This is a genomic window from Azospirillum sp. UFLA03-27, assembly GCF_059803775.1.
Map to the genome: position 1 here is coordinate 1 of NZ_JAUQTX010000023.1, position 19,784 is coordinate 19,784.

Here is a 19,784-nt window from a genome sequence, read left to right on the forward strand (position 1 = left end):
GGGACTACGACTTCCTGATCGACCGCGAGTATAAGCTGGTCGCGGAACTCCTGGCCCCCGGGCGCCGCGCCCAGGATGAAGCGCGGGGGCGCGTCAGGGCCATGCTTGCGATGGAGTCCCATGTCGCTGACGACGTCGAGATCTCCGAACGGGACATCGAGCGTGTGGTGAAGGCGATCAAGGGCGGAAAGTCCGTTGCCGACGTCTTCCCCCGCCTCATGGCCCTGAGGGCAACCGCGACCGGCGCCGGGCCGACCGTCAAGATCAAAATCGAGAAGAAGGTCGGAGCGCTGGTGAGGTTGATCGCGAGCGACGATCCGGCAGAGGCCGGGGCCGTCCGCGAGGTCGACCTTCGCAAGCGATTCCACATGAGCGCCACGGACTTGGCGGCGAAGAGCGGGCTGACGCCGCCGAAGGCCAACGCGGTCCGGCAATGGTGCGGGATCGACGCGATTTGGGCCGCGCACAAGGAGAAAACAGCCAAACCGGTGCCCGAAGTGCGCGCGGCGTAGGGTCGGGTCCGGACCAGTCGCGTCGACCGTCCAACCGCTGTTCCTCGACCTCTCACAGATTGGTTGGCCGGTTGATCCGACCAAGGTCCGCCGCATCGGCCGCCATGCGCCTCACGCACCAGCGGGCGTAGGTCCTGGCGAACAGGACGCCAAGGATGCGCCCGTCCGGCGATGCGGGGCGAGCGAAGTCGATGAACACGCGCAGCGCCGAACCGTCCCCCTTGGGTTCAATCTCGAAGCCCATGCGGTACGGACCGATGACCAGAAGCCGGGGGCGCCCCATGGTCTCCCACACCTTGCGCCGAGGCGGATCGCGTTCGGTAACAACCTCGTCGACGCCCAGGGAGATGTCGAGGAAACGGCCGCTCATGCGGATGACCGATCCGACAGCACGCCCCTTGTCCTCGTCGAAGGCGTAGGTCATGCGCCCGCCCAGCGTCATCATGGAAGGCTTTTCCATGTGCGCGGCGAGCCGCGTGTGATCGTCCAGGCGTTCGAAAAGCTGCTCTGGCGCCATGGCCGCCTCGACGGTTGCGGATTCGTGGAACGGGTAAGCCATATCCGCCTACTGCGGAAGCCGTCGTTCTCGGGGACGAAATGGTCCGGCAAGGACACCCTCGGGGGCCCCTGCCTCTTCAACAAGCCGCCGTGGCGCGTGTCCCGCCAGAGCCGCTCAGGACGGTCACCTCGGCAACCCAATGAGGAAACCTTGGGCGCGTCCTCATAACGCGCCTGCCGTTGACCGTCATGGCCTTCCGGAGTCGGAAACGCGGGTCGCTCCAAAGGGCCGCCGCGTCCACTGGTCCGTCGTAGACCAATGGCGAATGCCGGAGGCACACCAAAGCGGATTTTGCCACTTCGCCCAGTCGCAGCTTCCGAGTGGCAGCCACGAAGCACGACTCGACCGCGTCCGCCAAAAGGCAGGGTCGCCCTTCGGACGCCCAGAGCGCCCCATGCCATTCGACCTCGGTAATACGTTCATGGTCCGCCAATGTCTTCTTTCTCTTCGAGGTGAGAAGACGCAACTGTTGAACAATCGGTTCGAGCGGGTCCACCAACTTGGACGAGTTCATCACCAGATCAGCTTGGCCAACCAGATGCAGGCGCATCTTCGTAACCTGAGTGTCCCAAAAGGAACTCGCCTCTCGTGCGGGTCTATCGATGCAAGCTGTTTCCAACATAGAAAACCGGCATTCCCGCCCTTCGGTGGACACTTTGATCACGTTTGCTCGTGAACTGGATGTGCCCGTCGCGCGCTTTTTCGAGGTGCCGCTCACGCAGGAAGCCGATCTTCAGAAGAAGAGGTTCCTGGACGCATTGCCACTGCTCGATGACGCTGATCGCCGCTTGGCGGCGGACATTCTTGACGCGGTGGTTGCAAACAGGAAGCGCATGTCAGGACAAAAAAGAGCGACCCGGCGGACCCCCCGATTACCTTTGAAAAATGAGGCGGTTGCGCCTAGTCCCGGATGAACCTTAGGAAGGCAGGAGTCCATCCCTCCTGACGGCTCTAGGGTTTGCTTTGCTTGCAGCAAAACGAGGGTGTCCCCTTGTGCTCCCCTTACGCTCGCGGCGAGTCGAATCAAAGATCCGACTCGCCGCGAGCTTCTAATGTAAACATTTTCATGCCGGATTGGCATTAAACTTTACGAATCCGATCACGCTGTGGGTAGGGGCGCCAAGCCATCATTGAAATTCAAGTTCTTATAAAAAATTTATAATAATCGGGTATGTATAACCATTCTGAGCACCCGGATGATCGTGAGGGAGGGGGCTTTACCCCTCCCGTCCGTTACCGGCCGCTGGCTTGTCTTCGTGTAACCTGCGCAGGCCGGGCTTGACGGAGGATGCCCGCCAACCGAGATTCCACGGCGAGCGTCCGTCGTGATCCAGGAGCAGCCATGGCCTCCCAGCGCCGTCATTTCCTGCGTGCCCTTGCCGCCGTCGTGGTTGGTGGTGGTGCCACGACCCTGTCCGGTCCCGCCGCGGCGTTCCGCGTGATTCCGAACAACGATCTGAAGGGTGTGCTGGACGAGGGCTGCGGCGCTACCGCCTATCATCGCCGGATGATCGACGAGGCGGTTCAGGCTGCCGGCGTCTCGCTGACGGAGGAGCAGCGCAACACGCTGCTTTCCCAGATTTCCTGCCCGACCTGCCGCTGCCCGCTCAACCAGATCGACAATCCCGCGGCCGGTCTGCGCTTCTGAGGGGCCTTCGGGGCTCTTCGCGACGCCTAGCGCGCCCGGCAACCAGTTCCTTCAGCCCGCGCGGGATGCGCGTGCGGTCGCCCCAGCGCACGACGATCCCTTTGGCGCGGCATTCCGCCGCCAGTTCCCGGCCGTTCTCATAACGGTGCTGGTCGAGCAACGGCCAGCCGTCCAACCCGCGGTAATCGAACGGGCGCCCGTCGAGGAAGTCCCGGAACCCGTCGAAGAAGCGTGGATGCAGGACCACCGGCTTCGCCTCCCGCCAGGAGCGCGCGCCGTAGAAGCGGTTGTTGGTCACCCCGCTCATTGAAGCGATCCCGGACTGACGCCTGGAGGGGTCTCCAGAACGGCCCGGCCCAACCGGTCGAGCAGAGCCGCTGTTGCGGCCGGACCATGCAGAGCGGCGAGCCGGTCCACCGATTCGACCATCATCGCCCAGGCGACCAAGCGGTCCGGCACGCCCTCGTGCCGTCCTTCGGCCCACAGCGAGCGCACCAAGTCCAGCGCCGCCTCGAAGCCCGCCAGACCGTCCGGCGCATCCGCATGCTTGATCATCATCCCCTCGTTGCCACGCGTCGCCAAACAGCTCCGAGAGAATGTAACGTTATATCATAACATTCGAAAGACCAAAGGATGCCCGCCGGCCAGACCTTGCGGCCCCGTCATGGTGGGCTCTTCGCATGGTCTGGCCGAAGGAGGGATCAGCGCGGGGCGGTGGCGCGGTTCCAGTTGGTGGCGTCCGCCGGATTGCCGGGCATTGGGGCAAGGGCCGGGGCCATCGCGGCGGGAGTGGCGAACAGGGCGTCGAACTGGTCCGCGCTCATACCGGTCAGGACGAGCGCCTGCCGCTCCTCCGAATAGCGCAGTTGCCCGGAGTCCAGCGTCGCGTGGCGTTTCACCGGATGGACCGGCGCGCCGCTCGCCACCACGAGCTGCACCGGCTCGCGCGCCGGGGTGAGGACGACATCCTCCACCGCACCCAGGATGCGGTTCTCAGGAATGGACTGCACCGTCAGCCCGACCAGTTCCAGGGGCGACATCTGCGCCATGGGCCGTTGCGTGGCGCCGGTCTCCGCGCAGGCGCCGAGCGCCGCCAGGGCGCAGAGGGCGAGCAGCCGGGTGGCGGGGCGGGGGGTGAGGCGTCGATGGTTCATGCGGGGCTCCTCCGTCGCGTGGGCAAGGCTATAACGCGGCAGCGGAGCGGAGGGGTCGCGGGCCGGAGCGGAAAAGGGCGCGGCCAGCCGCGGCCACGCCCCTTGCGCCATCAGGCCCCCATACCCGCGGTACTTCCTTTAGATGAGGGAGCAGTCAGGTGAAGACATAGTCGCGACCGGACACCAGCCCGACGGTATCCACGGTCAGCGACGAGCCGTCCCGGAACCCGAAGGCCGTGCTGGTGGCGGTGGTGGAGACGGTCAGGTCGGCGGCGGAGAAGCCGCGGAACTCGATGCGGTCGATCCCCGCTTCGAAATAGCTGACGTCGTCGGTGCCGAAGCCGCCCGGCGCCACGTCGAAGCGGAAGATGTCCGTCGCGTCGTCGCGGTAGCTCACCATATGGTCGTTGCCGGCGCCGGGCAGGAAGATGTCGGACCCGTCGTCGCGCAGCGTGTCGATCAGCCAATCGTCGCCGGTTCCGCCGACCAGCGTGTCGTCGCCGCGCCCGCCCTTCACCGTATCGTTGCCTGACCCGCCGTCCAGCCAGTCATTGCCGGCCCCGCCGAACAGCTGGTCGTCGCCCTGGCGCCCGTACATGCGGTCGTTGCCCGGATCGCCGGCGTAGGGATCGCCCAGCCAGTCATTCCCAAGCCCACCATCCAGAAAATCGCTGCCGAGTCCCCCAGAGAGCGAGTCATTCCCTCCACTGCCATAGACCGTGTCGGCGGAGTCGGTGCCGAGATAGCGTTCGGCGGCGTTGGTTCCCGAAAACCTGGCCATGGTTGCCTCTCCTCAATGATTAACAAATCGTTAACATCAAGGTGAGGCGAGAGAAAGGTAAAAAAACAATTAACGCAGCGGCGCCAATTTTTGCCACGGTCCCTTGGGTCTTGTTGCCCTTGTGTTTCGGTGTTGTTTCCAGATTCGAATCTTCGATTTCCAAACACCGACAACCGGACAAGGAAAAGGCCGGCGCCTCGCGGCACCGGCCTTTCTTGAAACTGCCTCTTGCGAATGAACGCCGCGTCCGGCGCCTTACGCCTGGGTCGGCGTCGGCATGCCGGGAACCGGCTGGTCCGCTGGCGGCGGCATCTCCGGTGGGGTGTCGGGATTCTCAGGCACCGGGTAGGGGTCCGGCGTGGTCGGACGGTCCGGCTGCGGGGTGTTCGGGTTGCTCGGCGGCGGCACCTCGGCAGGGCGCTCGGGCGTCATGGGATCGCTCATGCGGGCGTCTCTCTCGTGGTTGAAAAGCGTGGTGGGACGCGCGTCACTCGGCGGCGCGTTCGACAGCCCGACCGCCGGCCTGGACGTCCTGCCCGGCCCCTTCGATCGTGTTGCAGCCGACGAGCAGCGCCGCAAAGGTCAGGACGAAGCTGGCGAGGGCGATCTGGCGGACGGGGAACGGCATGGAGCGGCTCATGATCCCGAACTCCTCAGTGGATGCTGTTGCTTCGTCAACGCGCCGCCGCGGGCGTTGGTTCCGGCCCATTCGGCGGATTTGCAACAGAGCGGAAGGACAATAAGCCGCCACTTGACGTGGTACGCCGCAAGGTCAAGATGGCCGGTTCCGCCACCGGCGGTGACAACCGTACACAAGCGACCGACACCCTGATCATGCCTGACCACGCGATTCCCGCCCCTCTCCTGGCCGACCGTCTGCGCACCCATGCCGGCGAATTGCTGCGGCTGGCCGCCCCGGTCATCGTTTCGCGCGCTGGGCTGGTCGTCATGATGGCGGTGGACACGGCCATCGTCGGCCGCTACAGCGCGCAGGAACTGGCCTATTACGGGCTGGCCCACCTGCCGGCCAACCTGCTGGTCACCACTGGCGTGGGGCTGATGATGGGCGTGGTGGCGGTGACCGCCCATGCCCTTGGCGCCGGCCAGGACGCCGAATGCGGGCGCATCTGGCGCCGGGCGATTCCCTACGCGCTGCTGCTCGGCATTCTCTTCGCCCTGGCCTCGCTGGCCGGGGAGCCCTTCTTCCGCCTGACCGGCCAGTCCACGGATCTGGCGGCGGGCGGCGGGCAGGTGATGGCGGTGCTCGGCTACGGCATGCCGGGCATGATGCTGTACGTCGCGACCGGCTTCTTCCTGGAGGGGCTGAAGAGGCCCATACCGGGCATGGTGGCGATGATCCTCGGCAATCTCCTGAACGCTCTGCTCGCCTGGATGCTGGTCTGGGGGCATGGCGGATTCCCGGCGCTGGGGGCGGTCGGCTCGGCCTGGGCGACCACGGCGGTGCGCTGGGGGATGGGGCTCGGCCTCGTCTTCTACGCCTGGCACATGACCGACCACGCCCGCTGGGCGGTGCGCGACCCGGTCCGCGACTGGTGGACCGGCAGCCGCAAGCAGCGCCATCTCGGTTACGCCGCCGGGGTCAGCCTGGGCGTGGAAAGCGGCGCCTTCGCCACGCTGGGCCTGTTCGCCGGGATGATTTCACCGCTGGCTCTCGGCGCCTACACGGTCGGTCTGAACCTGACGGCGCTGCCTTTCATGGCGGCGGTCGGGCTGGCCTCGGCCACGGCGGTGCGGGTGGGGGTGGCCTATGGCCGGCGCGACCCGCTGGACATGGCGTTGGCCGGCTGGACGGGGCTGGCGGTGACCAGCCTGATCCTGGCCGGAGTCGGGGTGCTCTACCGCTGGATGCCGGAGCCGCTGGCGGCGATCTACAGCGCAGACCCCCAACTGATCGGTGCGGTGGCGCCGCTGATCGCCTTCACCGCCTGGGTCCTTGTGGCGGACGGCGGGCAGGTGGTCATGGCGAACGCGCTGCGCGGGCGCGGCGACGCCTGGGTTCCCACCGCGCTGCACTTCATCTCCTACGCGGTGGTGATGATTCCGGTGTCGGCCTTGCTCGCCTTCGGGTTGGACCGCGGCGCGCGTGGTCTTTTTGAGGGAATTTTGATCGCCAGTGTGGTATCCGTGACCATCCTTTCGCTGCGCTTCGCGCTGTTGAGCCGCCCTCGTCCTGCAAAGGCCGGAGGTCATTGACTTGCAAAGGCCAGGAATCGTGGGACTGCCGGAGCGTTGTGTGCACATGCGAAAGCTGATAGGAATCTTATATTACATGCAGCGGCCCGAAGGGCCGTGCGGACGTGCCCCGTTGAACCTTAAGTGTTGACCTTGAGCGTTGAACAGCAAGCGTTGAACACCGAGCATCGCCGCAGCCCGTAGAATGAGTTTGTCTCCTTGAGCACGACGCCCCTTCCTCCCGCTTCCGACATCGCGCCGGTCACCATCGAAGACGAGATGCGCCGGTCCTATCTCGATTACGCGATGAGCGTGATCGTGAGCCGCGCTCTGCCCGACGTCCGCGACGGGCTGAAGCCGGTGCACCGCCGCATCCTCTACGCGATGAAGGAGGGCGGATACGATTCGACCAAGCCCTACAAGAAGTCGGCGCGCATCGTCGGCGACGTGATGGGTAAATACCACCCGCACGGCGACAGCGCGATCTACGACGCCATGGTCCGCATGGCGCAGGGCTTCTCCATGCGCCTGCCGCTGATCGACGGGCAGGGCAACTTCGGTTCGATGGACGGCGACCCGGCGGCGGCCATGCGCTACACCGAGGCGCGGCTGGCCAAGGCGGCGGAGGCGCTGCTCGACGACATCGACAAGGACACCGTCGATTTCCAGGCCAATTACGACGATTCGGGCAAGGAGCCCTCGGTCGTCCCGGCGCGTTTCCCGAACCTGCTGGTCAACGGCGCTGGCGGCATCGCCGTCGGCATGGCGACCAACATCCCCACCCACAATCTGAGTGAGGTGGTGGATGCCTGCTGCGCCTACATCGACAACAACGACGTCACCGACGAAGAGCTGATGGAGTTCGTGCCGGGCCCGGACTTCCCGACGGGCGGCATGATCCTCGGCCGGTCGGGCGTCCGCTCGGCCCTGATGACCGGGCGCGGCTCCGTCATCATCCGCGCCAAGACCGAGATCGAGGAGATCCGCAAGGACCGCTTCGCCATCGTGGCGACGGAGATCCCGTACCAGGTCAACAAGTCCAAGCTGATGGAGCGCATCGGCGAGGTCGTCAACGACAAGACGATCGAGGGCATCTCCGACCTGCGCGACGAATCGGACCGCGACGGCGTGCGCGTGGTGATCGAGCTGAAGCGCGACGCCATGGCCGACGTGGTGCTGGCCCAGTTGTTCCGCCACACCCAGCTGCAGACGTCCTTCGGCGTCAACATGCTGGCGCTGAACGGCGGCCGGCCGGAGCTGATGAACCTGCGGCAGATCATCGTCGCCTTCGTCCGCTTCCGCGAGCAGGTCATCACCCGGCGCACCGAGTTCCTGCTGGGCAAGGCGCGCGAACGCGCCCACACCTTGGTCGGTCTGGCCGTCGCCGTCGCCAATCTGGACGCCATGATCGCGCTGATCCGCAGCGCCCCGGACCCCGTCTGGGCGCGCGAGCAGATGATGGAGCGCGAGTGGCCGGCCATGGACGTCGCCCCGCTGATCGCGCTGATCGACGAGCCGGGCCGCGGCGTGTCGGAGGCCGGCACCTACCGGCTGTCGGAGGAGCAGGCCCGCGCCATCCTCGACCTGCGCCTGCACCGCCTGACCGGGCTGGAGCGCGACCGGATCGGCGCTGAGCTGACGGACGTGACCGACCAGATCGCCGACTATCTGGAGACTCTGGCCAACCGCGCGAAGCTGCTGGGCATCCTCCGCGACGAGCTGGTGGAGATGAAGGAGCGGTTCGGCACCCCGCGCCGCACCGAGATCCAGGAGCTGGAGTTCGAGGCCGACATCGAGGATCTGATCCAGCGCGAGGATATGGTCGTCACGGTCAGCCAGTCCGGCTACGTGAAGCGCGTGCCGCTGTCCACCTACCGCGCGCAGAAGCGCGGCGGCAAGGGGCGGTCGGGCATGTCGATGAAGGCGGAGGACGCGGTCAGTGACCTGTTCGTCGCCAACACCCACACGCCGCTGCTGCTCTTCTCGTCGCGCGGCATGGTCTACAAGCTGAAGGTCTACCGCCTGCCGCTGGGCAACCCGCAGGCGCGCGGCAAGGCCTTCGTCAACCTGCTGCCGCTGATCGATGGCGAGACCATCACCACGGTCCTGCCGCTGCCCGAGGACGAGGCCGTGTGGGCGGACCTGCACGTCGTCTTCGCCACGTCGAAGGGCAACGTGCGGCGCAACCGCCTGTCGGACTTCGCCAACATCCGCTCCAACGGCCTGATCGCCATGAAGCTGGAGGAGGAGGGCGAGCGTCTGATCGCCGTCCGTACCTGCTCCGAGGCCGATGACGTCCTGCTGGCCACCGGCGGCGGCAAGTGCATCCGCTTCGAGGTCGCCGACGTGCGTGTCTTCGCCGGCCGCACCTCGACCGGCGTGCGCGGCATCCGTCTGGCCGATGGCGACGAGGTCATCTCGATGACCACGCTTCACCACGTCGAATCCTCGCCCGAGGAGCGCGCCGCCTTCCTGAAGCGCAAGCGCGAGGAAGGCCTCGACATGGAGGGCGAGGCGGCGCCGGAGGCCGACGAGGTGCCGACCGAAGCCGTGACGCTCAGCCCGGAGCGCTATGAGGAGCTGAAGAGCCTGGAGCAGTATGTGCTGACCGTGACCGAGCGCGGCTACGGCAAGCGGACCTCCTCCTACGAGTACCGGGTGACCGGCCGCGGCGGCCAGGGCATCTGGAACATGGAGATGGGCGAGCGCAATGGCTCCATCGTCGCTGCCTTCCCGGTGGAGGACTCGCATCAGGTGATGATGGTCACCAACGGCGGTCAGGTCATCCGCATGCCGATCCACGACGTGCGAGTCGCGGGGCGCAAGACGCTGGGCGTTACGCTGTTCCGCGTCGGTGCGGACGAGCGCGTGGTGTCCGTCGCGTCCATTGCGGAGGACGAGGACAGCAACGGGAACGGGACCAATGGCAACGGCGGCGATCCAAACGGCGGCGGGACGGCCTCCGTGGACGATGCGGCTGGGAACGAGGCCGCTCCCGGCGATACGCCCGGTGATACGATCGAATAAAAAGAGGCGGAAGGTACTCCCATGGCCAAGCGCCGCATCGGTGTCTATCCCGGCACCTTCGACCCGATCACCAACGGTCATATGGACATCATCCAGCGGGCGTCACGCCTCGTCGATCATCTGATCGTCGGCGTCGCCCGCAACGCCGGCAAAGGCCCGCTCTTCTCGACGGACGAGCGGGTGGCGATGGTGCGGGAGGACGTGACCGCCCTGAACAACGCCGGGGCCAGCATCGAGGTACGGGCTTTCGACACGCTGCTGATGCATTTTGCGGTGGAGGTGAACGCCACCGTGATCATCCGCGGCCTGCGGGCGGTTTCGGATTTCGAGTACGAGTTCCAGATGGCGGGCATGAACGCCCGCCTGAACCCGAAGATCGAGACCATGTTCCTGATGGCCTCGGAAAAGAGCCAGTTCATTTCCTCCCGCTTCGTCAAGGAGATCGGTCGCCTGGGCGGCGATATCCGCGGCTTCGTCAGCGGGCGTGTGGCCGACCATCTGGCCGAACGTTTCGCCCTGGAGGCCGGCAACGGCGACGCCAGCAAGCAGATCCAGACTCTCAAACAGTGACGGCCAAACAGTGACGGCCAAACAGTGACGGCGCCGGGGCTGCGGCGGAGAGCGAAATTTTTGTGCGCTCCGTCCAACCCCGCTGTTGACCGGGGCGTCACCGCCCCCTATGTTGCGCCCCGCATCGGCAACAGGCCGCATGCTTTTGTGATCCGGTAGCTCAGTCGGTAGAGCACGTGACTTTTAATCATGTGGCCGTGGGTTCGAATCCCACCCGGATCACCATTCCCCTCAATGGTTTAACCATCTGACCGGCCATCCGTTCAGACCCCTTCGGCAAGCTGATTCGTGGCGGTTTGCTAAGGACGGGGTACTGCTCCCGGTCGCGGCCTGTTTAAAAAGACTGAATAGCCGATCCCTCGTGTCACCCCGGCCGCAAGCCGGAACCTTCGGCCAATTTCCGGTGTTGCTTGGCGGCAGCGTCAAGAGGGGGAGTCGCCGGCATGAACCGAGCCACCGATCCGTATGCCGACACCATGGGCGGCGTCGCGGCGGGCAACACAGCAAACACAACACCCACATCCGACGCCCCGGCAGCGCCGCAGGGCCGGCGCGGGACGGATGAGATCGAGCAGGACATCCACGCCATCCGTGGACGTATGGACGCGGTTCTCGACGAGATCGAGTTCCGCCTGTCGCCCGGCCAGATGTCGGGGGGTGTCATCGAGGTGGTGCGGGACGTGGTGGAGGGCAACCCGTCGCGCATGGCCCGTGCCATCCGTTCCAACCCCTGGCCGCTGGCCGTGATGGCGGCGGGCGCCCTGTGGTTCGCCTGGACCGTTTCGCGCACGCCGGAGGTCGAGCCGACCGTTTCGGGTCACGCTTCGGGACGGGTCGCCGATGGGACGATCCAAGATGTGCTGAGCGTTCTGGTCGCCGCGTGCCGCCAGGGGGCCACCGGGTTCCGCCAAGCCGACATGGTGCTGGACGACCCTGACTTGAGGGCGCGGCTGACCCAGGTCGCCAGTCAGTTCGATCGCAGCGCCGCCGCCCTGGAAGCGGAACTGGTGCGCCGCGGCGGTGGACGGGATCTGCGGATTCCCGTTCACGCGGTCTGGCGTGACCTGGACACGGAACTGGGTGGCGCACGGACGCGCGGCGGGCTGCTCCGTGGGTTGGAAAGCGGTGTGGAGGGAACGCTGGGGCTGTTCCGCAACAGCCTGCACGATGACCTTCCCGAGGAGCTGACGGTGATCGTCGGCGCCCATTTCCATGAAATCGAGACGGTGCGTCACCGTGTCGGCGCTCTGCGCGAAGCGGTCGCGTGAGGGAGGGGGCATGCTGGGGCTGAGCCGTCGCCACCGCAACCAGTATCCGCGCGTCGCGATGGGAGGGCGGGGGCGGTCGGCGGTCCGGCCCTCCGACATTCCCAAGGCGGGCTGGAAGGACATTCTCTGGCGCACCTGGGAGGAGCAGGGAAAGGACAACATCTCCATCGTGGCCGCAGGGGTGGCCTACTACGCCCTGTTCGCCATCTTCCCGGCCATCGCCGCGCTGGTCTCGCTGTACGGCCTTGTCTTCGACCCGGCGGGGGTGGAACAGCAGGTCAATCAACTGGCCGGTCTGCTGCCGCCGGAGGCGCTGGACGTGCTGCGCGATCAGGCGCGCAACGTGGCGTCGGCACCGCGGGAAGGTCTGGGCTTCGGTGTTCTGTTCGGCCTTGCCCTGACACTGTGGAGTGCGTCACGAGGCACCAACTCGCTGATCACCGCGCTGAACATTGCCTACGGGGAGGAGGAGCGGCGCGGCTTCCTCCGGCTCGCCTTCCTATCTCTGGTGCTGACGCTGGCTGGGCTGGTCTTTGTGATCATGACCCTGGCGCTGATCGTGGCGGTTCCAGCGGCCATCAACTTTCTCGGCCTGCGGGACACTCCCATCGGCTGGGCCGCCAGCCTCGCGCGCTGGCCCATCCTGGCGGTGGCGATCGTCCTGGCGCTCGCCGTGCTCTACCGCTACGGCCCGGACCGGCGGCAGCCGAAATGGCGCTGGGTCACCTGGGGATCGTCCATCGCCACGGCGTTGTGGATCATCGCCTCGGTGGGCTTTTCCGTCTACGTCTCGAACTTCGGCAGCTACAACCAGACCTACGGATCGGTCGGGGCGGGCGTGGTGCTTCTGCTGTGGTTCAACCTGACCTCCTACGTGATCCTCATGGGGGCGGAGCTGAACGCGGAGATCGAGCATCAGACCGCCCGCGACACCACGGAAGAGGATGGGCGCGGTCCGAAGCCGATGGGCCATCGGGACGCCTATGTCGCCGACACGGTGGGGAAGCGCCGGGCATAGCGCTTTTTCCCGCGCGGCGCTTTCCTGGTCAGCGGCTGCCGCAGCTCTGAATGACGCCGTCGACCTTGCGGGCGCCGTCCGCGCTCAGCCGGTCATGGACGAAGTCGGACCATAGGCCGGCCCGGTTCAGATCGTCGGCCACGCAGCGGCAGGTGGTGGTGCAGTGCGCCGCCTCCCCGCCGCTGCTGGTGCAGGTCGCCACGCAGGAGGTCTGGAAGCTGCGGACATCCGCCGGGTCGGCGCCAATTCCCATCGCCAGCAAGGACAACAGGCCGAACAACACGGGCTGGTGGAGCAGATAGACCGCCAAGCTGTGTTGACCGGCCCAGGCGAACCCGCGCCCGACCGCTCCACCCGGGGGTTTCGCCAGGGCTGGACGCCACAGCCGCCCCAGCGCCATCCCGGACAGAAAGCCGCCGAACCAGGGGAACAACGGCACATAGTCGTTTGATTCCGGCTCGAAGGTCATCAGCCCGATCCAGCGCAGCCAGGGCTCGTCGAACAGCGGCAGGGCGACCGTCTCGCCCAACGCGATCACCGCCACGCCGAGCATCAGAAGCACCAGCCAGGGAAGGCGCAGCAGTGCGAGGCCGATCAGGCTCGCCACCGCCATATGGTGCAGCACGCCAAAAACGATCGGGCTGTCCGGAAACATGACCGTCGACACAGCCGACACGCCGCCCGCGGCCAGCACCAGCAGGGCGAGGCGCCGCAGGAAGCGGCGCCGGTCGATGCCGCCCTCCGCCGCCAGGACGAGGCTGAGACCCGACAGGATCAGGAAGCTGCCGAGGATGCCGGTGCGCGCGGCCAGCCACAGTGGATCGCCGAACAGGTCGAAATCAGCCAGCCCGAGATAGGTCAGGTCCCAGGAGCCGTGATAGAGCGCCATGGCGAGCAGGGCCACACCGCGCGCCGTGTCGATGACGCCAACACGCCGCGCCGCCGTGGTCGCCGAAGCTGTCGATGCGGATGAGGTGGGGAGGATGGGCATGGGCGCGACTTTTGCCGGAATGGCACGTCCCTGTCCACCGCCGCCCGTCAGGAGGCCATGGTCTGGGAAAGCACCAGCCGGGCGGTGGTGCCCTGTCCGCGCGATCCGGTCATGCTGAAGCTTCCGCCGATCTGAGCGGCCAGCGAACTGACGATCTTCAGGCCGAGACTGGAGGGGCGCGCCAGGGTGAAACCATCGGGAAGGCCCGCACCGTCGTCGCGCACCGTCAGCACCAGATCTCCGTCATCGGCGCGCAGATCAACGACGATCCGCCCGGCCTCGCCATCGGGGAAACCGTGCTCCAAGGCGTTGCTGACCAGTTCGGCGAGGATCAGGGCCAGCGGAATCAGGGTGTCCGGCGGCAGGTCGGACCTGGCGGCGCTGACCGTGCAGTCGATCCGCTCCGCCCCGGAGGTCTTCAGGATGTCCTGACACAGTTCGCGCAGGAACGGCTCCATATCCATCGGGCCGTCATGGGGGGCGTGGAGCCGGCGGTGCAAACGGCCCAATGTGGACAGCCGCCCGGCGGCCTCCTCCAGCGCACGGCGGGCTTCCGGGTCCCTGACCTTGGACTTCTGGATGGCGATCAGCGAGGAGGCGAGCTGAAGGTTGTTGGACACGCGGTGCTGAAGCTCGCTGAACATCACCTGGGTTTGCTGCGTCAGGCGGGCGCTGCGGTTGCGCTCCTCTGCCAGCCGCTCCAGCGCCACGGTCATGATGTGGATCACCGCAATGTCCACCGCCACGACCAGCCCGAAGAAGCCAAGCGCCAGAGCGCTGCCGGGCGCCAGTTCCAGCGAGTGGCTGGGGCCGAGGAAGAAATACCAGGAGGCCAGTCCGCTCAGCAGCGCGGTCATGATGCCCGGCCACAGCCCGGCCAGGAAGGTGGTGACGATGACCGCCGGGAAGAAGGTCAGGAAGGGAAACCCCGCCGGCAGCCGGTCGTCCAGTGTAAGGCGCGCCAGCAGAGCCACGGCGAAGGTCGCCAGGGCGAACGTGAAACCCAACCCCTTGTGCCCGCGCAACCGGGTGAGCTGGGCAAGAGTCATATGCAGCGGTCGTCCGTCTCGGAAGCAAGGGAACGGACGATGCCGTCCGCAGGGGAGAGCGTCTACGATATGGAGATTTGTATGCGAACGCACCGCCTTTTATACGGGTGCCTGGCGAATTAAGTTCGATCTTCGTGAGGTTTGCTTGGCTTGTGGCCCAGGGTCTTCACGCTGAAGTCACGGTTCCGCGAAAATCAGTGCATTGGGTGAGCAACGGTGCCATCGAGCGTTGTGTGGCGATGCGGGCAGCGGCGTCGATGGACTGCAAGGCCGCAGCGATATCCCCTTGCGCGGCCAACCCACGAGCCAGAGCGAGTCGCGCCCAGGCCTCGTCGCCCGATTGTCTCGAGGCAGAGGCTTTCCCGGCGGCGTCACGGGCATTGCGGACGGCGTCTTCCGGCTGGCCGGAGAGCAGCGCGGCCTCGGCGATCCAGATCAGGATTTGCGGCTCGTGGCGCCGAATGCCGAGCATCCGCGCGTGCTCCCGGCCGCCCAGCAGGAGGGACGCTCCATCGTTGAGCGCTCCGGTGCGGACGAGGGCATAGCCCAACGCACCGAGGACCAGCGGCTGGAAGGCGTGCAGCCGGATCGTTTCGGTGATGACAACGGCCCTTTTCAGAGGTTCCACAGCGACGGCGTAGCGCTGCGCGGTCAAGGCAGCCAAGCCGAGATGCAGACAGGCCAGCGCGCGGGACGCGGCGTGGCCGCTGCTTTCCGCTTGGGCAAGCGCCGCATGGGCCAGCCGTAGCGCCTCCTCCGGCTCGCCCAGTTCCGCCCGGCAGCGCGCTTGGTGCGCGGCGATGCACACCGGCGCCAAGGCGGTCGGACCGTGGAGGCGGCACGTTTCCTCACGCGCTGCCAACGCGGCGGCGGCACGCAGGATGGTGTCGGCGTGGCGGAAACGGCCCTCTTCGGTCAAGCCGCGGCCAAGCTTGATGAGCGTTTGCATCTGCTGCCCAGCGCTTTCAGCGCGCCGCCAAATCCGTAGGGCCTGCATGCCGGTCCGCCGAGCCCCCGGCAGATCACCACCGGCCCAGCGCAGCGTGGCCAGGAGCGACAGGGCGCGCGCAACGCGCAAACGGTCGCCGAGGTCTTCGGCGAGCATGCGGGCTTTCTCCGCCGCCTTGATCGCGTCGCCGTCCGACGGCGGATGGGTGCGGGCCAGAGCGGTCCACAGATCAATTCGGCGTTGCGCGTGCCGTTGGGTTTCGGGCAACCGGTCCAGCGCGGCAAGCGCATTCCGGTAATGACGGGCGGCGTCGGCGGGGCGGCAGTCCGCCTCAGCCCGTCGTCCGGCGTGCCGTGCGCAGGCGAAGGCCAGCGCCCAATTGCCGGCGAACGGGGCGTGGTGGGCCATCCACTCGATCCGTTCCGGCCGCCGGTCGCGGCGCAGCGCGTCCAACAGGACGGCGTGCGGCGTCGGATCATCCCGACCGGCGCCATCGGCCTCGGCCGGCCCTCCGTCCGGTTCCGGCAGGACGATGCGTCGTGCGGTGCCGGGCGGCATCCAACCAGCGGGCCGCTCGCACGCTGCGGGAGAGCGGATGACCAGCAGGCACAGCCGTGCGTCCTCAACGGTGTTGCCGAGCGCATCGAGCAGCGCCCCGGTCAGGCTACGCGTCCATTGGGCGTTTTCCACGACGATCAGCACGGGGCGTTCGTAGCACAGGTCCAGAAGGGCGGCGGCCAGCGCCTCCACGTGGAATTCAGCCTTCTGTACGCCGTCCAGCCCCATCCAGAGCGGTTGAAGCGACGGAAGGCCCAACAGGCCACGCATCGCCTCTCCGGCCAACTCGCCGCCGCCGCGTTCGGCGGCCAGGGCGATGTCCTGACGGGCCTTGTCCGGAAGACCATCGGCCAACGGCAAAAGGCTGATGGCCACCGCTTCGAGATCGTCCGGTCCCCCCAGCGGCGGCAACAGGGATTGCGGCCAGCGCAGAATGCTGAAACCGGCTGAAACGGGGCTGTGGACAAGCGCGGCGATCAGGCGGCTGGCGTCCCCGTTCGACGCGGTCAGGGAAAGGATGGAGCCGATGCCTTCCTCGGCACGGTGCAACGCATCCGCGATGTCCATCAGTGCGCGCTGGAACGCGGCACCATCGGGTGGCGCCCCGGCTTCATCCCGAGCGACTGACCGCGGCTGCGCCATCGGTTTCCCCGTAGTGTTGGTTTCAGGGAGCACAGATCCCGTTTCCGCATGCCGGGGCATGCGGAAAGACAATGGCAGATTTCGAAGTGAAGGGTCTGCACTTCTTTTGGTGATAGGTCGGGGTGATCGGAGACATACTGCCGCATGGCCCTCCGCGATCCATTGCGTCCGGAAAGCGAAACGGCGCCGCGGATTGCCGGGCGCCGTTCGTTGCTGCCTTGAGCACTCACAACCTTGCCGAAAGTCTTAACCGGAAGGATCTGGTTCCTTCGGTTGCGCTCTCGGTGCCGCGTCAGCGCTTCATGGCGATGCCCTCGACCTGCGACACGTCGCGAACCGCGCCGCGGTCGGCGCTGGTGGTCAGGGCGGCATAGGCGCGCAGGGCAGGCGAGACGACGCGGTTGCGGTTGGCCGGCTTCCAGGCGTCGGCGCCCTTGGCGTTCTCGGCGTCGCGGCGGCGCTGCAGTTCCTCGGCGGACAGGGCGAGGTTGATCTTGCGGTTGGGGATGTCGATCTCGATCCGGTCGCCGTCCTGGACAAGACCGATGGCGCCGCCCTGCGCCGCTTCCGGCGAGGCGTGGCCGATCGACAGGCCCGACGTGCCGCCGGAGAAGCGGCCGTCGGTGACCAGCGCGCAGGCCTTGCCCAGCCCCTTCGACTTCAGGTAGCTGGTCGGGTAGAGCATCTCCTGCATGCCGGGGCCGCCGCGCGGGCCTTCGTAGCGGATGACCACCACGTCGCCAGCCTTGACCGTGTCGCCCAGGATGGCCTCGACCGCCGCGTCCTGGCTTTCGAAGACGCGGGCCGGGCCGGCGAAGACGAGGTTGGAGGCGTCCACGCCCGCGGTCTTCACGATGCAGCCCTTCTCGGCGATGTTGCCGAACAGCACGGCGAGGCCGCCGTCCTTGCTGAAGGCGCTGTCGACCGAGCGGATGACGCCCTTGTCGCGGTCGAGGTCCAGTTCCGGCCAGCGCTTCTCCTGGCTGAAGGCGATGGTCGTCGGGATGCCGCCGGGGGCGGCCTTGAACATGGTGTGGACGCCCTCGTCCTGGGTGCGCTTGACGTCCCAGCGGTCCAGCGCGTCGCCCAGCGTCTTGGCGTGGACGGTCGCGACGTCGCGGTTCAGCAGCCCGCCGCGGTCAAGCTCGCCCAGGATGCCGAAGATGCCGCCGGCCTTGTGCACGTCCTCAATGTGAACATCGGACACCGCCGGGGCGACTTTGCAGACGTTGGGCACACGGCGCGACAGCCGGTCGATGTCGGCCATGGTGAAGGGCACCTGACCCTCCTGCGCGGCGGCCAGCAGGTGCAGCACCGTGTTGGTGGAGCCGCCCATGGCGATGTCGAGCGTCATGGCGTTCTCGAACGCCTCGAAGGTGGCGATGCCGCGGGGCAGGGCGGTGGAATCCTCCTCCTGGTACCAGCGGCGGCACAGCTCAACCGCCATGCGGCCGGCGGCCAGGAACAGCTCCTTGCGGTCGGCGTGGGTCGCCAGGATGGTGCCGTTGCCGGGCAGGGAAAGGCCCAGCGCCTCGGTCAGGCAGTTCATCGAGTTGGCGGTGAACATGCCGGAGCAGGAGCCGCAGGTCGGGCAGGAGCCGCGCTCCATCACCGCCGCCTCCTCGTCGGTCACCGTCGGGTCGGCGGCGGCGACCATGGCGTCGATCAGATCCACGGCCTTGGTCTTGCCACGCCAGTTGACCTTGCCGGCCTCCATTGGGCCGCCCGACACGAAGACCGCCGGGATGTTCAACCGCATGGCGGCCATCAGCATGCCGGGGGTGATCTTGTCGCAGTTGGAGATGCAGACCAGCGCGTCGGCGCAGTGGGCGTTCACCATATACTCGACGGCGTCGGCGATCAGCTCGCGCGAGGGCAAGCTGTAGAGCATGCCGTCGTGGCCCATGGCGATGCCGTCGTCCACGGCGATGGTGTTGAATTCCTTGGCGACGCCGCCGGCCTTCTCGATCTCGCGGGCGACGAGCTGACCCAGATCCTTCAGGTGAACGTGCCCCGGCACGAACTGGGTGAAGGAGTTGGCGATCGCGATGATCGGCTTGCCGAAATCGCCGTCCTTCATGCCCGTCGCGCGCCACAGGCCGCGGGCGCCCGCCATGTTGCGGCCGTGCGTGGAAGTGCGGGAGCGATAATGCGGCATGTCTCTACCTCAAGGATCGAACATTGCGTGCGGATGCGCAGGGGCAGCAACACTAGCAATCCCGAAGGCCAGAAACCAGACCTCTCGTTCCCTTTTGGGCCCCATTTTCCGGCAGGCGGGGCATAGGAGCTTTGCGGAGAACGGGGAGGGGGAGCGCCCCGCCCCGTCAGCCGCGCGACGCGTCCCGGCGCGCCGCCTTGCCCGGCTTTCCGCTGGCCGCCCCGCCTCGGGAGATCTGGCCGCCGGTCTTTGTGGTGCCGGTCTGCTCCGTCCGTCCGGCGGCCACCGCCGACAGATTCTCCGCCGCTGCCCGCGTGCCGCCACCCCGAGTGGCCTTGGGAGTGGCTTCGGGCGCCGTTTTCGGTTTTTCCGATCTTGGCTTCATGGTGGCCGTTTTGGAGCGCCGTTTCGGTGAGGCATCCGACGCGCTGCTTTCCGTCTCCTCGCTTTGCCGCTCCGCGCGGATCTCGTCGTCGACCTCGGCTTCGGCCTGAGCCCAATGCTCGTCATGCCGGCCATCGGGGCGGCCATCCCGTTCCCAAATGTCGTGGGCGCGGCGGCGAACACGCTCGGCCCGATCCTGGTCCGGCTTTCGGCTCATGGGGTTGCCTCCTCCTGGTCATGGCGGATCACGGACCGGGCGGGTCACGGACCGGCCTTCCCGTCACAACGCAGGAGAGAGGCAGTGGTTTCAAACCATCCGAAAC

20 protein-coding genes and 1 tRNA gene are annotated in these 19,784 nt (G+C 66.9%); 9 read left to right on the plus strand and 12 right to left on the minus strand.

Going from position 1 to position 19,784, the window contains the following annotated elements; all coding sequences use genetic code 11:
* A partial coding sequence (locus Q4I23_RS05660; RefSeq protein WP_498525555.1) for a DUF8611 domain-containing protein occupies positions 1-512 on the plus strand: 512 nt, incomplete at its 5' end.
* A gap of 52 nt (positions 513-564) precedes the next feature.
* Here Q4I23_RS05660 and Q4I23_RS05665 read toward each other — a convergent pair.
* Entirely contained in the window at positions 565-1,071 is a 507-nt protein-coding gene (locus Q4I23_RS05665; protein ID WP_498525556.1) for an SRPBCC family protein, read from the minus strand.
* 563 nt (positions 1,072-1,634) lie between these two features.
* Between Q4I23_RS05665 and Q4I23_RS05670 the strand changes: the two genes are divergently transcribed.
* Both Q4I23_RS05670 and Q4I23_RS05675 read left to right on the plus strand, forming a co-directional pair.
* Positions 1,635-1,985 carry a helix-turn-helix transcriptional regulator gene (locus tag Q4I23_RS05670; protein WP_498525557.1) on the plus strand — a complete coding sequence of 117 codons (351 nt, stop codon included), beginning with the start codon at positions 1,635-1,637 and terminating at the stop codon, positions 1,983-1,985.
* 428 nt (positions 1,986-2,413) lie between these two features.
* Complete coding sequence (locus Q4I23_RS05675) at positions 2,414-2,719, plus strand: hypothetical protein (RefSeq protein WP_498525558.1); 306 nt, start codon at positions 2,414-2,416, stop codon at positions 2,717-2,719.
* Here the strand turns inward: Q4I23_RS05675 and Q4I23_RS05680 are convergent.
* The 6 genes from Q4I23_RS05680 to Q4I23_RS05705 all read right to left on the minus strand — a co-directional run bounded on the left by Q4I23_RS05680 (position 2,679) and on the right by Q4I23_RS05705 (position 5,294).
* On the minus strand, positions 2,679-3,026 hold the full coding sequence (locus tag Q4I23_RS05680; RefSeq protein ID WP_498525559.1) for a hypothetical protein: 348 nt from the start codon (positions 3,024-3,026) through the stop codon (positions 2,679-2,681). The genes Q4I23_RS05675 and Q4I23_RS05680 overlap by 41 nt on opposite strands.
* On the minus strand, positions 3,023-3,274 hold the full coding sequence (locus Q4I23_RS05685; RefSeq protein WP_454017881.1) for a hypothetical protein: 252 nt from the start codon (positions 3,272-3,274) through the stop codon (positions 3,023-3,025). Before Q4I23_RS05685 ends, Q4I23_RS05680 begins: the two co-directional genes overlap by 4 nt.
* Before the next feature lie 146 nt (positions 3,275-3,420).
* Positions 3,421-3,873, minus strand: a complete 453-nt coding sequence (locus Q4I23_RS05690; RefSeq protein WP_498525560.1) for a hypothetical protein — start codon at positions 3,871-3,873, stop codon at positions 3,421-3,423.
* A gap of 154 nt (positions 3,874-4,027) precedes the next feature.
* Positions 4,028-4,654, minus strand: coding sequence for a calcium-binding protein (locus Q4I23_RS05695; protein WP_454017883.1), 627 nt, complete (start codon positions 4,652-4,654; stop codon positions 4,028-4,030).
* 255 nt (positions 4,655-4,909) lie between these two features.
* On the minus strand, positions 4,910-5,098 hold the full coding sequence (locus tag Q4I23_RS05700) for a hypothetical protein (RefSeq protein ID WP_454017884.1): 189 nt from the start codon (positions 5,096-5,098) through the stop codon (positions 4,910-4,912).
* A gap of 43 nt (positions 5,099-5,141) precedes the next feature.
* Positions 5,142-5,294, minus strand: coding sequence for an entericidin A/B family lipoprotein (locus Q4I23_RS05705; protein ID WP_014197259.1), 153 nt, complete (start codon positions 5,292-5,294; stop codon positions 5,142-5,144).
* 137 nt (positions 5,295-5,431) lie between these two features.
* Here Q4I23_RS05705 and Q4I23_RS05710 point away from each other — a divergent pair, with 137 nt between their 5' ends.
* The 6 genes from Q4I23_RS05710 (at position 5,432) to Q4I23_RS05735 (ending at position 12,730) form a co-directional block, all read left to right on the plus strand.
* On the plus strand, positions 5,432-6,868 hold the full coding sequence (locus Q4I23_RS05710; protein WP_454017885.1) for an MATE family efflux transporter: 1,437 nt from the start codon (positions 5,432-5,434) through the stop codon (positions 6,866-6,868).
* A gap of 198 nt (positions 6,869-7,066) precedes the next feature.
* Entirely contained in the window at positions 7,067-9,874 is a 2,808-nt protein-coding gene (gene gyrA / locus Q4I23_RS05715; protein WP_454017886.1) for a DNA gyrase subunit A, read from the plus strand.
* A gap of 21 nt (positions 9,875-9,895) precedes the next feature.
* Positions 9,896-10,444: a pantetheine-phosphate adenylyltransferase gene (gene coaD / locus Q4I23_RS05720; RefSeq protein ID WP_014197255.1), complete on the plus strand. Its 549-nt coding sequence runs from the start codon at positions 9,896-9,898 to the stop codon at positions 10,442-10,444.
* 149 nt (positions 10,445-10,593) lie between these two features.
* A tRNA-Lys gene (locus Q4I23_RS05725) sits at positions 10,594-10,669 on the plus strand.
* Positions 10,670-10,887: 218 nt separating this feature from the next.
* Positions 10,888-11,712 carry a ferritin family protein gene (locus Q4I23_RS05730; RefSeq protein ID WP_454016141.1) on the plus strand — a complete coding sequence of 275 codons (825 nt, stop codon included), beginning with the start codon at positions 10,888-10,890 and terminating at the stop codon, positions 11,710-11,712.
* The gene (locus Q4I23_RS05735; RefSeq protein ID WP_498525561.1) at positions 11,657-12,730 is read left to right on the plus strand and encodes a YihY/virulence factor BrkB family protein; all 1,074 of its coding nucleotides are present in this window, start codon (positions 11,657-11,659) and stop codon (positions 12,728-12,730) included. The genes Q4I23_RS05730 and Q4I23_RS05735 overlap by 56 nt, the downstream gene beginning before the upstream one ends.
* A gap of 28 nt (positions 12,731-12,758) precedes the next feature.
* On the opposite strand, the gene Q4I23_RS05740 is transcribed toward Q4I23_RS05735, so the two are convergent.
* From Q4I23_RS05740 to Q4I23_RS05760, 5 genes are all read right to left on the minus strand, one after another.
* A complete protein-coding gene (locus Q4I23_RS05740) occupies positions 12,759-13,721 on the minus strand; it encodes an acetyltransferase domain-containing protein (RefSeq protein ID WP_498525562.1) in 963 nt (320 codons plus the stop codon).
* Between the two features lie 47 nt (positions 13,722-13,768).
* Complete coding sequence (locus Q4I23_RS05745) at positions 13,769-14,770, minus strand: sensor histidine kinase (protein WP_498525563.1); 1,002 nt, start codon at positions 14,768-14,770, stop codon at positions 13,769-13,771.
* A gap of 166 nt (positions 14,771-14,936) precedes the next feature.
* Complete coding sequence (locus tag Q4I23_RS05750; protein ID WP_498525564.1) at positions 14,937-16,844, minus strand: P-loop NTPase family protein; 1,908 nt, start codon at positions 16,842-16,844, stop codon at positions 14,937-14,939.
* A gap of 367 nt (positions 16,845-17,211) precedes the next feature.
* A complete protein-coding gene (gene ilvD / locus Q4I23_RS05755; RefSeq protein WP_454016147.1) occupies positions 17,212-19,077 on the minus strand; it encodes a dihydroxy-acid dehydratase in 1,866 nt (621 codons plus the stop codon).
* 166 nt (positions 19,078-19,243) lie between these two features.
* Positions 19,244-19,678 carry a DUF2934 domain-containing protein gene (locus tag Q4I23_RS05760; protein WP_498525565.1) on the minus strand — a complete coding sequence of 145 codons (435 nt, stop codon included), beginning with the start codon at positions 19,676-19,678 and terminating at the stop codon, positions 19,244-19,246.
* Positions 19,679-19,784 lie beyond the last annotated feature (106 nt).